17 protein-coding genes and 1 tRNA gene are annotated in these 18022 nt (G+C 77.5%); 13 read left to right on the top strand and 5 right to left on the bottom strand.

Features of this window, described 5'->3' with window-relative positions:
- Positions 1–6 precede the first annotated feature (6 nt).
- From ACI8AR_RS16890 to ACI8AR_RS16870, 5 genes are all read left to right on the top strand, one after another.
- Positions 7–582, top strand: a complete 576-nt coding sequence (locus ACI8AR_RS16890; RefSeq protein ID WP_457052051.1) for a PAS domain-containing protein — start codon at positions 7–9, stop codon at positions 580–582.
- 1 nt (position 583) lies between these two features.
- On the top strand, positions 584–1534 hold the full coding sequence (locus ACI8AR_RS16885; RefSeq protein ID WP_457052050.1) for a methyl-accepting chemotaxis protein: 951 nt from the start codon (positions 584–586) through the stop codon (positions 1532–1534).
- Between the two features lie 132 nt (positions 1535–1666).
- Positions 1667–4348, top strand: a complete 2682-nt coding sequence (locus ACI8AR_RS16880; protein WP_457052049.1) for an ATP-binding protein — start codon at positions 1667–1669, stop codon at positions 4346–4348.
- 61 nt (positions 4349–4409) lie between these two features.
- Positions 4410–4480, top strand: a tRNA-Gly gene (locus tag ACI8AR_RS16875).
- Between the two features lie 61 nt (positions 4481–4541).
- The gene (locus tag ACI8AR_RS16870; protein WP_457052048.1) at positions 4542–5075 is read left to right on the top strand and encodes a TOPRIM nucleotidyl transferase/hydrolase domain-containing protein; all 534 of its coding nucleotides are present in this window, start codon (positions 4542–4544) and stop codon (positions 5073–5075) included.
- A 76-nt stretch (positions 5076–5151) separates the two neighbouring features.
- Here ACI8AR_RS16870 and ACI8AR_RS16865 read toward each other — a convergent pair whose 3' ends face one another.
- Positions 5152–6510, bottom strand: a complete 1359-nt coding sequence (locus tag ACI8AR_RS16865) for an aminotransferase class V-fold PLP-dependent enzyme (RefSeq protein WP_457052047.1) — start codon at positions 6508–6510, stop codon at positions 5152–5154.
- A 127-nt stretch (positions 6511–6637) separates the two neighbouring features.
- Between ACI8AR_RS16865 and ACI8AR_RS16860 the strand changes: the two genes are divergently transcribed.
- The 4 genes from ACI8AR_RS16860 (at position 6638) to ACI8AR_RS16845 (ending at position 11959) form a co-directional block, all read left to right on the top strand.
- Positions 6638–8821 carry a putative bifunctional diguanylate cyclase/phosphodiesterase gene (locus ACI8AR_RS16860; RefSeq protein WP_457052046.1) on the top strand — a complete coding sequence of 728 codons (2184 nt, stop codon included), beginning with the start codon at positions 6638–6640 and terminating at the stop codon, positions 8819–8821.
- Positions 8822–8892: 71 nt separating this feature from the next.
- Complete coding sequence (locus ACI8AR_RS16855) at positions 8893–9705, top strand: putative protein N(5)-glutamine methyltransferase (RefSeq protein ID WP_457052045.1); 813 nt, start codon at positions 8893–8895, stop codon at positions 9703–9705.
- 51 nt (positions 9706–9756) lie between these two features.
- Complete coding sequence (locus ACI8AR_RS16850) at positions 9757–10239, top strand: universal stress protein (RefSeq protein ID WP_457052044.1); 483 nt, start codon at positions 9757–9759, stop codon at positions 10237–10239.
- Between the two features lie 67 nt (positions 10240–10306).
- Complete coding sequence (locus ACI8AR_RS16845; protein ID WP_457052043.1) at positions 10307–11959, top strand: GAF domain-containing protein; 1653 nt, start codon at positions 10307–10309, stop codon at positions 11957–11959.
- Positions 11960–11974: 15 nt separating this feature from the next.
- Here ACI8AR_RS16845 and ACI8AR_RS16840 read toward each other — a convergent pair whose 3' ends face one another.
- The 4 genes from ACI8AR_RS16840 to ACI8AR_RS16825 all read right to left on the bottom strand — a co-directional run bounded on the left by ACI8AR_RS16840 (position 11975) and on the right by ACI8AR_RS16825 (position 14891).
- On the bottom strand, positions 11975–12616 hold the full coding sequence (locus ACI8AR_RS16840) for a response regulator transcription factor (protein ID WP_456936696.1): 642 nt from the start codon (positions 12614–12616) through the stop codon (positions 11975–11977).
- A 69-nt stretch (positions 12617–12685) separates the two neighbouring features.
- Positions 12686–13714 (bottom strand): type III polyketide synthase, encoded by a 1029-nt coding sequence (locus ACI8AR_RS16835; RefSeq protein WP_457052042.1) that lies wholly within the window; start codon positions 13712–13714, stop codon positions 12686–12688.
- Positions 13715–13754: 40 nt separating this feature from the next.
- A complete protein-coding gene (locus ACI8AR_RS16830; protein ID WP_456936698.1) occupies positions 13755–14537 on the bottom strand; it encodes a methyltransferase domain-containing protein in 783 nt (260 codons plus the stop codon).
- A gap of 9 nt (positions 14538–14546) precedes the next feature.
- Positions 14547–14891 carry a DUF3140 domain-containing protein gene (locus ACI8AR_RS16825; protein WP_457052041.1) on the bottom strand — a complete coding sequence of 115 codons (345 nt, stop codon included), beginning with the start codon at positions 14889–14891 and terminating at the stop codon, positions 14547–14549.
- A 104-nt stretch (positions 14892–14995) separates the two neighbouring features.
- Between ACI8AR_RS16825 and ACI8AR_RS16820 the strand changes: the two genes are divergently transcribed.
- The 4 genes from ACI8AR_RS16820 to ACI8AR_RS16805 all read left to right on the top strand — a co-directional run bounded on the left by ACI8AR_RS16820 (position 14996) and on the right by ACI8AR_RS16805 (position 17880).
- The gene (locus tag ACI8AR_RS16820; RefSeq protein WP_457052040.1) at positions 14996–15586 is read left to right on the top strand and encodes a DUF6328 family protein; all 591 of its coding nucleotides are present in this window, start codon (positions 14996–14998) and stop codon (positions 15584–15586) included.
- A 33-nt stretch (positions 15587–15619) separates the two neighbouring features.
- The gene (locus tag ACI8AR_RS16815) at positions 15620–16546 is read left to right on the top strand and encodes a PfkB family carbohydrate kinase (protein WP_457052039.1); all 927 of its coding nucleotides are present in this window, start codon (positions 15620–15622) and stop codon (positions 16544–16546) included.
- 71 nt (positions 16547–16617) lie between these two features.
- Positions 16618–16770 carry a hypothetical protein gene (locus ACI8AR_RS16810; protein WP_456903129.1) on the top strand — a complete coding sequence of 51 codons (153 nt, stop codon included), beginning with the start codon at positions 16618–16620 and terminating at the stop codon, positions 16768–16770.
- Between the two features lie 441 nt (positions 16771–17211).
- Positions 17212–17880, top strand: a complete 669-nt coding sequence (locus ACI8AR_RS16805) for a TetR/AcrR family transcriptional regulator (protein ID WP_457052038.1) — start codon at positions 17212–17214, stop codon at positions 17878–17880.
- Positions 17881–18022: the final 142 nt, after the last annotated feature.

Here is an 18022-nt window from a genome sequence, read left to right as displayed (position 1 = left end):
CACCGCGTGCTGGACACCCACCCCCGGACCGCCCCGCGCGCCGGCCGCCTCGCCGTGCGGCCGACGGGTGAGGAGCGGACCTTCGCGGCCGAGGAGCTCATCGTCTCCAAGACCGACCCGCGCGGGGTGATCACGTACGCCAACGACGTGTTCCTGCGGGTGGGCGCCTACTCCCTCGACGAGGTCATCGGGCAGCCGCACAACCTCATCCGGCACCCCGCGATGCCGCGCGCGGTGTTCAAGCTGCTGTGGGACACCCTCGCCGCCCGCCAGGAGCTGTTCGCCTACATCAACAACCTGGCCGCCGACGGCGCGCACTACTGGGTGCTGGCACACGTGACGCCGTCCTACGGCGCCGACGGGTCGGTCGTGGGCTACCACTCCAACCGCCGCCGGCCCTCCCGCCGGGCGGTGGACCGCGTCCGCCCGATCTACGAGCGCCTCCTGGCCGAGGAGCGGCGCCACCCGAACGCCCGCGCGGCCGTCGCGGCGTCGTCCGAGCTGTTCGACCGGCTGATCGCCGAGCACGCGGCGTCCTACGAGGACTTCGTGTGGTCGGTCGTCGCCCAGGAGGAGGACTGAGATGGCCCGCTCCCGCACCCGTTCCGACGCCGCGGAGCTCGAGGTCCACCGCGCGTTCGTGCGGCGGCTGACCGAGACCTGCGAGGCGGCCGCGCGCGGCGACCTGGAGGCCCGGGCGGTGCCGGTCGACGGCTCGGACGCCGTGCCGGAGCTGGTCGCGCTGCGGCACGGCGTCAACCGCGCGCTCGACGTCAGCGACGCGTTCGTGCGCGAGTCCCGGGCGGCGCTGGCCGCCGCCGCCGAGGGCCGCTTCCACCGCAGCGTGCTGCGCACCGGGCTGCACGGCGCCTACCGGCACGCGGCCACCGACATCAACACCGCCCGCGACGCCATGCGCGAGACCGCCGGGCGGGTCACCGAGGCGCAGACCTCGCGGCTGCGGCTGGCCGACGCGTTCGAGTCGGTGGTGCTGGCGATGAGCGAGCAGGTCGCGACGGCGGCCACGGAGATGAGCGCGTCCGCCGCCGGGCTGACCAGCGCGGCGTCGGCGGCGTCGGCCGAGGTGGGCAACGCGACCGGCACACTCGCCTCCCTGACCCGCACCTCGGCCGAGATCCGCGAGGTCATCGCGCTCATCGAGTCGGTGGCCGCGCAGACCCGCCTGCTGGCGCTCAACGCCACCATCGAGGCCGCCCGCGCCGGGGAGGCGGGCAAGGGCTTCGCCGTCGTCGCCTCCGAGGTCAAGGACCTCGCCGACCAGACCGCGCAGGCCACCGAGCGGGTGACCGCGCAGGTCGAGGCGATCCGCGCGGCCTGCGACGACGTCACCGCCGTCATCGGCTCGGTCGGCACCACGGTCACCGACATGAACGGCCTGGTCGACGGGATCGCCGCGGCGGTCGACGGCTCGGCGTCGCTGGGCACCGCGGACACCGACGTCACCGGCCTGTCGCAGATGGCGGAGCGGCTGCGCTCGGAGGCCACCGGGTTCCTGGCCGAGATGCGGCGCTGACCCCGCCACCGCCGGTGGGGTCCCAGGTCACGGATGTACCGTGCGAGCAGCGGGGAGCAGCTCGGCTCCCGAGGTCCTGACGCGGTGGCGGCGGTCCCGCCCGCGTCCGCACGGCTGTGCCGGGAGGTGTGCGTGGCTGCCGAACCCGTCGTGGGCGGTCGGGTCCGCGACGTCGCGCCGGGTCCCGGCACCGAGGACGTCTTCGCCGGCGGCAGCGAGAACGGGCGGCTGATGGCCGCCTTCGACTGGTCGACGACGCCGCTCGGGCCGGTGGAGACGTGGCCGGCGAGCCTGCGCTACGCCGTCCGCACCGTGCTGGCCTCGCGGTTCCCCATGATCCTGACCTGGGGTCCGGAGTACACGCAGTTCTACAACGACGCCTACGCCACGCTCATCGGCGCGAAGCACCCCGGCGCCATCGGCGACGACCTGCGGATCACCCTCGCCGAGGGCTGGGCCGCCCTGCAGGAGCCGGTCGAGCGGGCCATGGCCACCCGCGAGGCCTCGTGGATCCCCCAGCTCCTGCTGCTGCTCGAGCGCGCCGGCTACCGCGAGGAGACCTACTTCACCGTCTCGCACGCCCCCGCGTTCGGGGACGACGGCGAGGTGGCCGGGATGCACGCGGTGTGCACCGAGGTGACCCGCCAGGTGGTGGCCGAGCGGCGGCAGCGGCTGCTGCACGGGGTGGCCACCGCGGCGGGCCGGCGCGAGGACGAGCGCGACCTCGCCGTCCGGGTGTGCGGGGCGCTGGAGGCCGACCCGCTCGACGTGCCGCTCGCCGCGGTCTACCTGGCCGACGACGGGGGCCGGCTGCACCGGGTGGCCACCGCGGGCGTCGACGCCGCGGCGCTGCCGGCCACGGTGGGCGCGGCGGCCGAGCTCGGCGCCGTCGACGTCGCCGCCCTGCAGGTGCCCGGCGGCCCGTTCGGCGACGAGGTGGAGCGGGCGGTCGCGCTGCCGCTGTCGGGCGGGGCGGGCCGCGAGACGGTGGGCGCGCTGCTGGTCGGCGTCAGCCCCAACCGGGCGCTGGACGAGGAGCACCGCACCTTCCACCAGCTGCTGGCCGCGCAGGTCGCCGGCGCGGTCACCGACGCGCGGGCCTACGCCGCCGAGCGCGCCCGCGCGGAGGCCCTGGCCGAGCTGGACCGGGCCAAGACGACGTTCTTCTCCGACGTCAGCCACGAGCTGCGCACCCCGCTGACCCTGCTGCTGGCCCCGATCGCCGACGCGCTCGCCGCGTCCGGCGGGGAGCTGCCGGAGCCGGTGCGCGAGCAGCTCGCCCTCGCCCTGCGCAACGGCCAGCGGCTCAAGCGCCTGGTCGACGACCTGCTCGAGTTCGTCAGCATCGAGGCCGGGCGCACCGCGGCGGTGCGGGTGGCCACCGACCTCGCCGCCTGCACGACCGAGCTGGCCGGCGTGCTGCGCGCCGCGGCCGAGCGGGCCGGCCTGACCCTCGACGTCGACTGCCCGCCGCTGCCCCGCCCCGCCGCGGTGGACCCGGGCATGTGGGAGAAGGTCGTCCTCAACCTGGTCGCCAACGCGGTCAAGTACACCTTCGTCGGCGGCATCACCGTCTCGCTGCGCGCCGAGGACGACGCGGTGGTCCTGCGGGTGGCCGACACCGGCGTGGGCATCCCCGCCGCCGAGCTGCCGGCGCTGTTCGAGCGGTTCCACCGGGTGGCCGGCTCCCCCGCGCGCAGCCGGGAGGGCACCGGTCTGGGCCTGGCGATGGTCCGCGAACTGGTCGCGCTGCACGGCGGCACCGTGTCGGCGGAGAGCGAGCCCGGCACCGGGAGCACCTTCACCGTGCGACTGCCCTTCAGCGAGCCCGACACCGACACCCCGCCGCCCGCGTCGGCGCCCGCGGTCCGCGCGGCCGCGCTCACCCCGTGGGACGACGACCCGCGCCGGCCCGCGCCGTCCTCCGACCCGCTGGGCACCGTGCTCGTGGTCGACGACAACGCCGACATGCGCGCCTACCTCACCCGGCTGCTGTCGCCGTCGTGGACGGTGCGGACGGCGACCGACGGCGAGGCGGCCCTGCACGACGTCGCCCGGGTGCTCCCGGACGTCGTCCTGACCGACGTGATGATGCCGCGACTGGACGGGTTCGGGCTGCTGCGCGCGCTGCGGGCCGACCCGGGGACGCGCGCCGTCCCGGTGGTCATGCTCACCGCGCGGGCCGGGCAGGAGGCCGCCGTCGAGGGCTTCGACGCCGGCGTCGACGACTACCTGCCCAAGCCCTTCGAGTCCGCGGAGCTGCTCGGCCGGCTGCGCGCGGTCCTCGAGCGCGCGCGGGGACGGCGGGAGCCGGCGCCCCCGGCCGCGCCGTCGCCGTCCGCCCCGGCCGTCCGCGCTCCCGCGCCGCCGCGTCCCCGCGCCGCCGACGTCGTCCCGGCCGTCCCCGCGGCGCCCGCCCCGGCGCACCTCCCGGGCGCGACGACGACGGCCTGGCGGTTCCCCTCCAGCGCGGCGGCGATCCCGCTGCTGCGCCGCCGGCTGCGGGCCCTGCTCACCGACGCCGGCCTGGACGAGGACCGCGTCTACGACCTCGTGCTGGCCGCCTGCGAGGCCGCCACCAACGCGGTGGAGCACGCGCAGGACCCGCGCGAGCCGTACGTGGACGTCCGGGTGGCCGTCGGCGACGGCGCGGTGGAGATCGCGGTGCGCGACCACGGGCAGTGGAAGGAGCGGACGTCGAGCATGGACCGCGGCCGCGGGTCGATGCTCATGAGCGCGTTCGCCGACATCGCCGCGGTGCCGGGCCCGGAGGGGACCACGGTGACCATCCGCAGCCCCCGCCCCGCCGGCTGACCCCGGCCTGCCGACCGATCCGGCCGTCCTTGCTACGCTGGCGTCCGGCCGTCAGGCCCTCGCGGGTGTAGTTCAATGGCAGAACATCAGCTTCCCAAGCTGACAGTGCGGGTTCGATTCCCGTCACCCGCTCTCCGCCGCTCCGCCCGGCAACCCGGTGGCCTCCCCGCCCCTCGCGTGGGACCGTCCGCCCGTGCCGCTCCCGCCCGCCCTCCGCACCGTGGTGCTCGTCGAGGGGGTCAGTGACCGCGAGGCCGTGCTGGCCGCCGCGCGGTGCCTGGGCCGGGACCTGGCCGTCGAGGGCGTGGACGTCGTCGCGATGGGCGGCGCGCACGGCGTGCGCCGCCACCTCGCCGCGACCGGTCCCGGCGTCCGCGTGGCCGGCCTCTACGACCTCGCCGAGCGGGACGTCGTCCGCCGGGCGCTCGGGGTGCCCGACCCGGCGACGGCGGGGTTCTTCGCCTGCGTCGCCGACCTCGAGGACGAGCTGATCCGGGCGGTGGGGACGGCCGGGGTCGAGGCGGCCGTCGCCGAGCACCGCGAGGCCCACGCGCTGACCACCTTCCGGCGGCAGCCGGCGCAGCGCGGGCGGCCGGCCGCGGCGCAGCTGCGCCGCTTCCTCGGCACCACCAGCGGGCGCAAGGCCCGCTACGCGCGTGCCCTCGTCGAGCGGCTGGAGCCCGCGGCGGTCCCGCCGCCGCTGCGCTCGCTGCTGGACCGCGTCTGAGCCCCCCGGCGCCGCCACGGGCGGCAGCGGACGACCGGCGTCCGCCGCGCGGGCAGCCGCCGCACGTGGCAGACGGTCAGGCCCCCAGCAGGACCGGCGTCCGCGCGTCGCCGGGCAGGTACTCGCCCCGCTCGTCGACGCGGTAGCGGGCGCTCTCCTCCGGCGTCGCCGCCACGGTGCGCAGCGCGGCCCCGAGCGCCGCGACGTCGTCCAGGGTCGTCCCGCGGTTGGCGCTGGCGCGCACGGCGCCGGGCAGCTGGACCTCGCCGGCCCGGGCCGCGTCGTGGAAGGCGCGGACCTCCTCCTCGCTCAGCTCCAGCAGGCGGGCCATGTACGGGTGGGCGCAGAAGCAGCCGCTGCGCACGCCGATGCCGAACTCCGCGGACAGCCGGGTGGCCACCAGACCGTGCGGGAGGCCGTCGAGCAGGAAGGCCGCCACCGGCAGCCGGTCCCCCGTCGCCGGGCCGAGGCGGCGCAGCCCCGGGACCGTCGCGAGCTCGGCGTCCAGCGCGGCGGTCAGGGCGCGCTCGTGGGCGAGCAGGCCGGGCCAGTCCTCGGCCAGCTCCTCGGCCGCGGCGGCCAGCGCGATCGCGCCGACGACGTTCGGCGAGCCGGCCTCGTCCCGGTCGGGGGCACCGGCCCAGACGACGTCGTCGAAGGAGACCGCCCGGACCGCGCCGCCGCCGACCAGCAGCGGCTCGCCGCGGCCGAGCAGGCTCCGCGGGGCGACGAGCGCGCCGGCGCCGAAGGGCGCGTACGCCTTGTGCCCCGACAGGGCGAGGGCGTCGACGCCGAGGGCGGTCACGTCGATCGGCCGGTGCGGCGCCAGCTGGGCGGCGTCCACCACCACGAACACGCCGCGCTCCCGGGCGGCGGCGGTGATCGCGGCCAGGTCGGGCAGCCAGCCGGTGACGTTGGAGGCGCCGGTGAGGGCCAGGACGCGCGGGGTCGGGCGCTGGTCGAGCGCGGCGACGACGTCCTCGGCCGTGAAGGTCCCCCCGGCGCCGACCTCGACCACCCGCAGCCGCGCGGCGCGCCGCCACGGCAGGAGGTTGGCGTGGTGCTCGACCGCGGTGGTGAGCACCACGTCGTCCGGCTCGAGCGCGAGCCGGAACGCCAGCGTGTTGAGCGCCTCGGTGGTGTTGCGGACGAAGACGGCCTCGTGCGTGGCGGGGTCCGCCCCGACGAAGGAGAGCACGGTCTCGCGGGCGGCCTCGTAGCGGGCGCTGGTGTACCGGGACTTCGCGCCGGCGCCGCGGTGCACGCTCGAGTAGCGGGGCAGGAACTCCTGCACCGCGCGGGCCACCCGGGCCGACGACGAGCTGGTGGCCGCGGCGTCGAGGTCGACGTAGCGGGTGAGCCCCCCGCCGGCCGTCGGGACGCGGACGTCCTCGCCGACGAGCCGGCCCGGGGAGGTGTCGGGAACCAGTCGCATGGGATCCCCATCGGCACGGTTCGGCCGGAATCGAGTCCGGCGCCGCGCCTCCTGCCTGCGCACCCCCCTGAGGGTGATCTCCGGTCACCGGCCTCAAGCGCCCGGGCACGGTGACGACGTCCTGGCCATGCGTGCCTTGCAGCTCCGGGTCGACGGCGACCGGCGACGGCCACGGGGCTTCCGTCTCACCTCACGGGTGTTCTGGGACCTCGCGGTGTGGATGGTCGGCCTCGGCATCGGGGTCGGGCTGGTGTTCCCGCCCTTCGCCACGGGCCTCGGGGTCCCGGCCCAGTACGCCGACCGCCCGGTGTTCCGGGCGGCCTGCCTCGGTGCCGGCTTCCTGGTCGGCGGGCTGAGCTACGCGCTGTGCCGGTGCCTGGTCGGCGGGCGGCTGGCCGTCCTCAGCACCCACCTGCACTCGGTGGCGCAGACCATCTCGCACGCCAGCCGGACCGGGGACTGGTCGCACTCGACGTCGCAGCGGATCACCGTGGACTCCGACGACCAGCTCGGCGAGACCGCCCGCGCCTTCAACAGCCTCCTCGACGCCCTCGAGGCGGGGGAGCACTTCCGGTCGCTGGTCCGCAACGCCTCGGACGTCATCACCGTCGTCGATCCCGCGGGCACCGTCACGTACCAGACGCCGTCGGTGGGCTGGGTCCTCGGCTACCCGCCGGGGACGCTGATCGGCACCGACGTCCACGACCTGGTGCACCCCGAGGACGTGCAGGTCTTCCGCGAGCACCTCGCCCGCGTGGTCACCGGGGAGCCGCCGGCGACCTGGCCGGCCGCCCGCATGCGGCACCGCAACGGCTCCTGGCGCTGGACCGACACCGCCGCCCGCAACCTGCTCGACGACCCCGCCGTCAGCGGCATCGTGCTCACCACGCGCGACACCAGCGACCGCAAGGAGCTCGAGGACCAGCTGCGCGTGCAGGCCTTCCACGACCCCCTGACCGGCCTGCCCAACCGGGCGCTGTTCATGGAGCGCCTGCGCGCCGCGGAGGCGCGCGAGCGGGCCACCGGCACCCCCGCGGCGGTGCTGTTCCTGGACCTGGACAACCTCAAGACCGTCAACGACAACCTCGGCCACGACGGCGGCGACGCCCTGCTGCGGGTGGTCGCCCAGCGGGTCGGCGGCTGCCTGCGCCCCGAGGACACGCTCGCCCGCCTGGCCGGCGACGAGTTCGCCGTGCTGATGAGCGGCGCGCGCAGCGGCGAGCTGGCGCCCCAGGTCGCCGAGCGGGTGCTGGCCGCCCTCGCCCAGCCGGTCCACGTCGCCGACCGCGCCGTCCGCGCCAGCGTGAGCATGGGCATCGCCACCTCGGCCACCTGCGCCGCCAGCGGCCTGGGCCTGCTGCGCGCGGCGGACATCGCCATGTACGTGGCCAAGTCCAGCGGGAAGGGGCGCTACGAGACCTTCCAGCCCAGCCACCACGCCGCCCACCTCGAGCGCGAGCGCCTGCTCGCCGACCTCTACCAGGCGCTGGACCGGCAGGAGCTCGTCCTCCACTACCAGCCGATCGTCGACCTGGCGTCGGCCACGACCAGCGGCTACGAGGCCCTGGTGCGCTGGCAGCACCCCACGCACGGGCTGGTGCCGCCGGCGCGGTTCATCGCGCTGGCCGAGGACAGCGGCCTGATCGTCCCGATCGGCCGCTGGGTGCTCCGGGAGGCCACCCGCCAGGCCGCCGCGTGGCAGCGCCCGGACGGCAGCGGCCCGCGGATGAGCGTCAACGTGTCGGTGCGCCAGTTCCAGCACCCCAGCCTCGTCGGCGACGTCGCCGAGGCGCTGGACCGCTCCGGCCTGGACCCGCGGCGGCTGACCCTCGAGATCACCGAGTCGCTGCTCGTGCAGGACGCCGCCGCCACCACCGGCAAGCTGGAGGAGGTCAAGGACCTCGGCGTCCGGCTGGCCCTCGACGACTTCGGCACCGGCTACTCGTCCCTGGGCTACCTGCGCCGGTTCCCCATCGACGTCCTCAAGATCGACAAGTCCTTCGTCGACGGCGTGGCCACCAGCCCGGAGGACCACGCCGTCATCGGCGCGATCGTCCAGCTGGGCCAGACGCTCGGCCTGGACCTCGTGGCCGAGGGCATCGAGACCGCCGACGAGCTGGCCGCGCTCCGCGGGCTCGGCGTCGGGTACGGGCAGGGCTACCACCTCGGCCGCCCCCTGCCCGCCGCGGCGCACGAGGAGGCGGCCCCCGGCGCCGAGCGCCGCCGGCCGGACTCCCCGGGCGCCGCCCTGCGGGCCGCCCCGGTGCCGCGCGCCGCCGAGGAGGACGTCCCGGCCGCGTCCCCGCGCTGACCGCCCGGCACGGCAGCGGACCGGCGGCCGTGCCAGGGTCTGCCCGTGGACCCGTCCCGCGGAGGCCGGGGGTGAGCCCGGAGCCCTCCCCCGCGGCCTCCGACGACCTCGTCGCCCGGCTGCGCGCCGCCGGGTGCGTCTTCGCCGAGGACGAGGCGCGCCTGCTCACCGCCGCCGCGGCCACGCCCGAGCAGCTCGACGCCCTCGCCGGACGGCGGGTGGCCGGGGAGCCGCTGGAGCACGTGCTCGGCGAGGTCGAGTTCTGCGGCCTGCGGGTCTCCGTCGGCCCCGGCGTCTTCGTGCCGCGCCGGCGCACCGCGGCCCTGGTCGCGCGGGCGGTGCAGGCGGCGCGGGCGGCCCGGGACCGGCACGGGCGGGCGCCGGTCGCGGTGGACCTGTGCTGCGGCTGCGGCGCGGTCGGCCTCGCGCTGGCCACCGCCGTCGAGCTGGCCGAGCTGCACGCCGCCGACGTCGACCCCGCAGCGCTGCACCACGCCCGGCGCAACCTCGCGCCGGTGGGCGGGCACGTGCACGGCGGGGACCTGTTCGGTGCGCTGCCGGAGCGGCTGCGCGCACGGGTCGACGTCCTGGTGGTCAACGCGCCCTACGTGCCCACCGCGGCGCTGCCCCTGCTGCCGCCCGAGGCCCGCCTGCACGAGCCGCGGACGGCGCTCGACGGGGGCGCGGACGGCCTCGACGTGCACCGCCGCGTGACCGCGGGCGCCCCGGACTGGCTCGCCCCGGGCGGGGTCCTGCTGGCCGAGGCCGGGGAGGACCAGGCACCCGTGCTCGCCGCGGTGCTCGCCGCCGCCGGGTTGCGGGCCGACGTCCACGGCCCCGGGGAGGACGGCACCGCGGTCGTCACGGGGGTCCGCGGGCGCTGACCGGGTCCTTGGTCCCTGTCCGGATGCGCCGCGTGTCGCGAGGATCACTACATGGCAGATTCGACCGCTCCAGTTCCGCCCGGGGACCGGTCCGTTCCGCCCGTCGAGCCCGTCCGCCTCGTCCCCCAGCTCTCCCGCCGTCCCGCCCCCTCGCTCGTCGTCCACGTCGACGGCTCGGCCTCCGGCTACGGCGCCCTGGTGTGGGCGCTGCGCGAGGCGGCCCGGCGCGAGGGGACCGTGCTCGCCGTCGACGTCGTCGACGGCGGCGAGAGGGCGCTGAACGGACAGCGCGCGGCCGCGGAGCACGAACGCGCCGTGGCCCTCGAGCGGATCGAGGCGCAGGTCGTCCGCGCCATCGGCGAGACCGGCGTGACCGGCCGCGTCCGCATCGCCACCCTGGAGCGGCCGCTGCTCGAGGCCCTGGTCGGGGCCGGCCGCGGTGGCGACCTGGTGCTGGTGAACGGATCCGGACGAGCCCTCCTGCGGCAGGTCACGCCGCGCTCACCCGCCCGCCGCATCGCCCACGGTGCGTGAGCCCCGTGGCGTGACTCCCCCGGCGGGCGACCAGCCCGGCGCACACCAGGGACCCTCCGGACGGGCCGTGACCCCGCCCGGCCCGGAGGGCGCACCGCCGGCGCTCGCCGCCGGCGTGCGGGCGGCCGCGGCCGGGGAGCACCTCGAGGCCACGCTGCACGCCATCGTCGAGGCGGCGGTCGCGCACGCCGACGCCCGCTACGGCGCGCTCGGCGTCCTCACCCGCGACGGGCGGCGGCTGGACCGGTTCGTCATCGTCGGCATGGACGAGGAGACCCGCGGCGGCATCGACCGCCTGCCGGCCGGCGCCGGCATCCTCGGCCTGCTGGTCGAGCACCCCGCGCCGCTGCGCCTCGACGACCTCGGGTCCCACCCCGCCTCCGTCGGCTTCCCGGCCGGCCACCCGCCGATGCAGTCCTTCCTCGGGGTGCCGGTGTGCGTCCGCGACGCCGTCTTCGGCCACCTCTACCTGACCCAGAAGCGCACCGGCGGCCCGTTCACCGAGGCCGACGAGGAGGCGGTGCTGGCGCTGGCCGCCGCCGCGGGCCTGGCGATCGAGAACGCGCGGCTGGCCGAGGCCGCCGAGCGCCGCCGGGCGTGGGTGCAGGCCGGTACCGAGGTGGCGACCGAGCTGCTCTCGGGGGAGGACCCGGCCGAGGTGCTGCTGACGGTGGCCGAACGGGCCGTCGCGCTGAGCGACGCCGAGGCCGGGGCGCTGCTCATCGCGCAGGAGGGCGACCCCGAGGCGCTGACCATCGTGGCCTCGGCCGGCTACATGGCCGGCGAGCTCGACGGGGTGCGGGTCCCGCTGGAGGACACCCACGTCGGCCGGGTGCACCGCACCGGGCTGGGGGAGCTGGTGGAGGACGTCGCGGCGGACCCCGTGCTGGGCCGGCACGCCGAGGTCGCCGTCGAGCTCGTCCGCGGCGCCCGCTCCGCGGTCATCGCCCCGCTCGGCCCGGCCCTGGGGACCCTGGTCTGCCTGCGCCGCGCCGACCGCGAGCCGTTCGACGCCGAGGTCCTCGAGGCGCTGTCCGCGTTCGCCGGTCAGGCGGGGCTGGCACTGGAGCTGGCGCGCAGCCAGCGGCGCGAGCGCCGGCTGCAGGTGCAGGCCGACCGCGACCGGATCGCCCGCGACCTGCACGACCACGTCGTCCAGCGGATCTACGCGACGGCGCTGACGCTCGACCGCATCGGCCGGACGCTGGAGGACGTCGACCCCTACGCCGCCCGCCGCATCGGGCGCAGCGTCGACGAGCTGGACGGGACGCTGGCGCAGATCCGCTCGGCGATCTTCGGCCTCCACGACGACGTCGTCCCCGAGGGCCTGGCCGCGGGGGTGGCCGACGCCGTGCGGCAGGCCACCGAGGGTTCCCCCGTGCAGCCGGGGCTGCGACTGCGCGGGGACCTCGACGGCCTGCCCGCGGGCCTGGCCACCGACCTGCTCGCGGTGGTGCGGGAGCTCGTGACCAACGTGGTCCGGCACGCGGGCGCCAGCCGGGTCGAGGTGTCGGTTGAGGTCGGGGAGGACGGGCCGGGCGCGCCGGTGACCGTCCGGGTCACCGATGACGGCCGCGGGCTGCCCGAGGTCACTCGCCGCAGCGGGCTGGCCAACCTGGCCGAGCGGGCCGAGCGCCGCGGCGGGCGGCTGACCGCGACCGGGGGCCCGGCCGGCACCGAGGTGAGCTGGACGGTGCCGGGGCGGGCGCAGCGGTCCTGAGCGCCCGGCCCCCGGTCAGGAGGACCGGCGGCCGCGCAGTTCGGTGGCCAGGATCGCGGCCTGGGTCCGCCGCTCCAGCCCCAGCTTGGCCAGCAGGTGGCTGGTGTAGTTCTTCACCGTCTTCTCGGCCAGGCCCATCCGCTCGCCGATCTGCCGGTTGGTCAGCCCCTCCCCGATGAGCATGAGCACGGTGCGCTCCTGCTCGGTGAGCGCGGCCAGCCGCCGGTCCCCGTCCGGCCCGGCCGCCGGCCGCCGCCCCGGCCAGCCGCCCAGCGTGCCCCCGCCCGCGACCGTGTGCACCGCCGAGACCAGGTCCGCGCCGCGCACCTGCTTGACGACGTAGCCGGCCGCCCCCGCCGACGCCGCCGCGGCGACCGCCGCCTCGTCGGCGTAGCTGGACAGCACCAGGCAGCGGACGCCCGGCAGCCGCTCCGCCAGCCGGCGGATCAGCTCGGCGCCGTCGCCGTCGGGCAGCCGCATGTCCACGAGGACGACGTCGGGCCGGACCGCCGGGCAGCGGGCCAGGGCCTCCGCGACGCTCCCCGCCTCGCCGACCACCGCGAGCCCGGGGTCGTCCTCGAGGACCTCGGCCACGCCGCGGCGCACCACCTCGTGGTCGTCGACGAGGAACACGCGGACGGACGCACCGGTGACCATGACCGAACCCCCTCCTCGATCGTGATCGCGATCACAGAGGGTAGTGCGGGAACAGGCGGTTTCGGGAGGTCAGGTCGGCAGGAGCAACGCTGCGTACAGGGTCAACCCCGGACCGAAGGCCATCGCGACCACCGGGCCGTCGACGTCGGCCAGTTCCTGCAGCACCAGCAGCACGGTCGCCGAGGAGCAGTTGCCGTGCTCGGCCAGCACCCGGCGGGACGCGGCGACCTGCGACTCGGCGAGGCCGAGCTCGTCACGGACGACGTCGATGATCCGCGGGCCCCCGGGGTGCACCGCCCACCCGGCGACGTCCTCGACCCGCAGTCCCGCGCCGTCGAGCAGCTCCGCGACGACGTCGCCCACGTGCCGGGACAGCACGTCGGGCACCCGCGGGGACAGGCCCATGCGGAAGCCGAGGTCGGTGACGTCCCAGGTCATGTGGTCGGCCGTGGAGGGATCGGTGCGCGCGACCACGCCGGCCAGCCGCCGCCCGCGCCCGGCACCGGGCTCGACGACGACGGCGGCCGCGGCGTCGGAGAACAGCGCGTGCGCGACCACCTGGTCCAGGTCCCGCTGGGCCGGCTGCACGTGCAGGCTGGTCAGCTCGCAGCACAGCAGCACCGCCGGGCGCGAGCGCGCGGTCACGAAGTCGCCGACGGCGGCCAGCCCGGGCAGCGCCGCATAGCAGCCCATGTGCCCGACCAGCAGCCGCTGCAGGCCCGCGGGCATGCCCAGGTCGCTGGCCAGCCGGATGTCCAGCCCGGGGGTGGCGTACCCGGTGCAGGTGGCGACGGCGAACAGGCCGACGTCGCCCGGCGCGAGGCCGGCGTCGTCGAGCGCCCCGGCGACCGCCTGCTTCCCCAGCGGCAGCGCCTCCTCCACGTAGCGGGCCATGCGGGCGCCGGTGCTCCACCGGCTGAGGTCCTCGTCGACCGGGTTGGCCACCGCGTGCCGGGTGCGCACGCCCGCACTGGCCCAGATCCGCCGGGCGGCGCGGACGCCCTCGTAGTGCCGGGCGAAGAAGCCCTCCCACGCCGCGTCCTGGTCGAGGGTCGCCGGGAGGGCGGCCCCGGCGCCGGTCAGCACGGCGGCGCTCACCCGCGGGGCTCCCGGGGGAACGCGCTGCCCAGCGAGGTGATCACGCCCCGACCGTACGGGCGGAGGCGGTGCGGCGCTCCTCGGGTGGCGTGCCGTCACCCGGCGGACGCGCAGCGTCGCGCCGGCGGCCGTGGCCGGCGAACAGCACCGCCGTCGTGGGCAGCTCCCGCATCCGGACGACGTCGCGCCGGCCGAGCCGCCAGGCGACCAGGTCGCGCACCGACGGGCGCAGCCCCACGAGCCGCAGGTCCAGGCCGAGGCCGTCGGCGGCGGCGAGCAGCCGGCGCCGGTCGACGAACAGGGCGGGGTCGTGGATGCCCGGCGGCGGCCCGCCGGGGACCCGCTCCATGAGCCGGACGGCGATCAGCTCCGCCAGCCGGGTCGCGGCGATGGCGTCGATGACCAGCGTGCCGCCGGGGCGGAGCAGCCGCGCGGCCTCGGCGAGCACCGCGACGTCGTCGGCGACGTGCTCGAGGATCTCCCCGGCCACGACGACGTCGGCGCACCCGTCCCGCAGCGGCACCGCGAGCACCGAGCCGCGGACGGCGCACACCCCGTGCCGGGCGGCCACCGCCAGCCCGGCGGCACCCAGGTCCACGCCGACGTGCCGGTAGCCCAGGCGGGCGGCGTGCGGCGCCATGAGCCCGCCGCCGCAGGCGAGGTCGACCAGCAGGGCGCCGGGGGCCGGCGCCGGGGGGATGTACCTGGCCCGGTGGGCGGCCAGCCAGTGCAGCATGGCGAAGCCGCCCGAGACCTCCCACCACTGGTCGGCCAGGTCGTCGTACTGGGCCGGGTCGTTGCGGCGGGGGTCGTCGATGCGCACGGGGCGGGGTCAGCCCTTCTTCAGCGGGTCGTGGCCCCAGTTCATCAGCGAGTACCGCCACCTGGAGTCCTCGAGGTCCTCCTTCGCCGGCTCCTGGGCCAGGTGTCGCTGGACGTAACCGTGGACCTTCCGCATGTGCGCGTAGTCGTCGTCGGTGAGGTCGCCCCTCTTCTTGTGCAGGAGCTCGACGATCCGCCGGCCGGACTCGTGCCCGGTGGACTCCCCGGACCCGCCGCTCTTCTGCCCCACGGACCGCGACTCGTCGGTGTCCAGCCACCTCTGCAGCTCCGAGGCGCTCATGTTGACCGCCTCGTCGAAGCCCTCCCTGATCGCGTCCCGGTCGTCGTCGGCCACGGCCCCTCCTCGGTCGGTCCTCCCCGGGCGGTACCGCGGGCCCGACCTCCGGAAACGGCGCACGGGCCCGGGTAGGCGGCCAGCGTCCCGGGTACCCGGGGGACGTGGGGCCGGGCCAGGACGGCAACGGGAGGACGACGACGCGCGGGCGCGCCGGCGGCTTCGACGTCTCCACCGCGACCCAGAACGCCGAGGCCCGCGGGGAGAGCCTCGACCAGGTCCTCGACCGCAACCTCGCCGAGTTGCTGCAGGAGCTGCGGGTCGCGATCACCGGCGTCCAGGTGCTGTTCGCCTTCCTGCTCGGCCTGGCCTTCACCCAGCGGTTCACCGAGCTCGACGGCTTCCAGCTCACCGTCTACACCGTGACGCTGCTGGCCTCGGCGCTGGCGACGGTCGCCCTCATCGCCCCGGTCGCCTTCCACCGGCTGGTGTTCCGCCGGCGGCGCAAGGCGGTGCTCATCGTGGTCGGCGACCGGCTGCTCCTGGTCGGCCTGGCGCTGCTGGTGCTGGCGATCAGCTCCGGCGTGCTGCTCGTCCTCGACGTCGTCCTCGGCCGCGGGCCCGGCGTCGTCGCCGGGGTGGGCGTCCTGCTCGTCGGGACGGCCACCTGGTACGGGCTGCCCCTGTGGGCGCGGCGCGCGGACACCGCCTCCGAGCCCGGCCCGCGGTACGACGGGGAGCGGCCCGCAGACTGAGCGCCGTCGTCGCCGCGCTCCCGGAGGTCGCCCGTGTCCGTCACCGTCGTCGGCAGCCTGAACGAGGACGTGCTGGTCGCGGTCGGGCGGCTGCCCGGGCGGGGCGAGACCGTCGTCGGGCGGGAGGCGGTGCGCGCCCCGGGCGGCAAGGGCGCCAACCAGGCGGCGGCCGCGGGGCGGCTGGCCGGGTCCGGGGTGGCGATGGTCGGCCGGGTGGGCGACGACCCGGCCGGGGAGCGGCAGCGGGCGGCGCTGGCCGACGCCGGGGTGGACACGGCGCTGGTCCTCCCGACGCCGGGGCAGCCGACCGGCTCGGCGACCATCCCGGTCGAGGACGGCAGCGGGGAGAACCTCATCGTCGTCGTCCCGGGGGCCAACGGGGAGCTGACGCCGGACGACGTCGACGTGCCGGCCGTGCACCGGGCCGCGGTGGTGCTGCTGCAGCTCGAGGTGCCGCTGGCCACCGTGCAGGCGGCGGCGGACGCGGCGCCGGGCACCGTCGTGCTCACCCCCGCGCCGCCGCAGCCGCTGCCGCCGGAGCTGCTGCGGCGGGTGGCGGTGCTGGTGCCCAACGAGCACGAGCTGGTGCAGCTGGCCGACGCGGACCCCGGGCCGCGGACGCCGGCGGAGCTGGCCGCCCTCGCCCGCACCCTCGGCGCCGCGGCCACCGTGGTGACCCTCGGCGCCCGGGGGGCGCTCGTGGTGCCGGAGGACGGCCCGGTGCTGCTGCAGGCGCCGCCGCCGGTCGAGCCCGTGGACACCACCGGCGCGGGTGACTGCCTGTGCGGCGCGCTCGGCGCCGCCCTGGCGCGGGGCGCGGACCTGGCCGGCGCGGTGCGCGAGGCGGTCGCGGCCGCGGCGCTGTCGACGACCGGGCCGGGGGCGCGGGGCGCCCTGCCCGACGCCGACGCCGTCCGGGCGGTGCTGCCGCGGGTGCCCGCGGCGACCCGCGTGGACTGAGCCGGGGTTGGCGGGCGCGCAGGTGGGCAAGGCCTCCCCCGACCGCACCGCCGCTTCCCGAGGAGGACGCCGTGACCGAGCCCGAACGGCCGCCGCGCACGCCCGAGCGCGCGGAGGGCGACCCGCCCGGCGACGAGGGCGACGCCGGGCGCACCCCGCGCTCCGAGGAGCCCGCCGAGGGACAGCCGCTGGGCGACGGCCCCGCCGAGAGCCCCGACGTCTGACGGGACGGACCCGTCCCACCCGGGTGGGCGGCACGGCCCGGCGACCCGGCCGTGCCGCGCCCCGGGGTGACGCACGTCTCACCGCCCGGGTGGGTGCGAGCTCCGTCGGGGGCTGTCTGCGCACGCCGGGGAGGGGGCAGGCCGGCCCGCACGGACCAGGTGCAGCCCGAGGACCGGACCCCCGACGACGCCCCCGGCACCGCGCCGGCCCCGGGTCCGGCGCCGACCGGGCGGCCGCCGACCGCGTCGTCCGAGTGCTGGCCGACCCGCGCCGCACCCGCCGCGCCTGACGTCGCGCCGGACGCGTCGTCACAGCGGTCCCACCGTTCACCACCGCCCCGACCTGCGCGTTCGCCCCTCGGCACCCACGAGCGCGCAGCCGTGCCGGGTGCCCGGCGTGCCGCGAACTGATCCGTCACGGCAGGCGGCACGATCCCCCGTGTGACCGCCGCCGCCCTCTCCTTCGCCGACGCCGACGCCGACAGCCCCTCCCCGGTCCGCCGCAGCCGCGCGGAGCGGGAGGCGATCGTCCTCGACACCGCGGAGCGGCTGTTCTCCGCCCGCAGCTCGCGCAGCGTCGGCATGGACGAGCTCGTCCGCGAGACGGGCCTGGGCAAGATGACCGTCTACCGGCTCTTCAAGAGCAAGGACGAGCTGGTCGGCGCCTACCTGGCCCGCAAGGCCGCCACGGTGCTCGGCCACATCGACGAGCTCCTGCTGCTGCACGAGGACGACCCGCGCGCCGCGCTGCTCGCCGTCGTCGAGTACGTCGACGCCGACGTCACCCGCGCCGGCTTCCGCGGCTGCCCGTTCACCAACGTCAGCAGCGAGTACGACGACCCGGCGCACCCGGCCCGCAGCGCGGCCGCCGACTACAAGTTCGAGCTGCACGCCCGCCTCGAGCGGCTGGCCGAGCAGGTGGCGCCCGGCTTCGGCGAGGACCTCGCCGCCCAGGTGCACCTGGTCATCGACGGCATGTACCTCTCCGGTGGTCTGCTCGGCCCCGACGGCCCCGCCGCCCACGGGCGCGCGCTGGCCGAGCAGCTGACCGACGTCGCGGTCGCCACCTCCGCCGCGGTCGCCACCGGGCCGGTCGCCGTCCCCGCCTGACCCCGGCGCCCGGCGGGCGGTCGCCCCGCTCGCCGGGGGGGGGGGGGGGGGGGGGGGGGGGGGGGGGGGGGGGGGGGGGGGGGGGGGGGGCGCCCCCCGCCGCCCGCACCAACCCCGCCCCCCCGGACCCCCGGACCTCCGC

The organism is Geodermatophilus sp. SYSU D01036, from assembly GCF_054050435.1.
Note: the sequence above shows the minus strand (reverse complement) of the source record. Positions and strands in the feature narration are given on the sequence as shown.

Coding starts and splice junctions, on each gene's coding strand:
- ACI8AR_RS16885 (WP_457052050.1), top strand. CDS start 584: ATGGCCCGCTCCCGCACCCGTTCCGACGCCGCGGAGCTCGAGGTCCAC.
- ACI8AR_RS16865 (WP_457052047.1), bottom strand. CDS start 6,510: ATGCGACTGGTTCCCGACACCTCCCCGGGCCGGCTCGTCGGCGAGGAC.
- ACI8AR_RS16850 (WP_457052044.1), top strand. CDS start 9,757: ATGGCAGATTCGACCGCTCCAGTTCCGCCCGGGGACCGGTCCGTTCCG.
- ACI8AR_RS16860 (WP_457052046.1), top strand. CDS start 6,638: ATGCGTGCCTTGCAGCTCCGGGTCGACGGCGACCGGCGACGGCCACGG.
- ACI8AR_RS16840 (WP_456936696.1), bottom strand. CDS start 12,616: ATGGTCACCGGTGCGTCCGTCCGCGTGTTCCTCGTCGACGACCACGAG.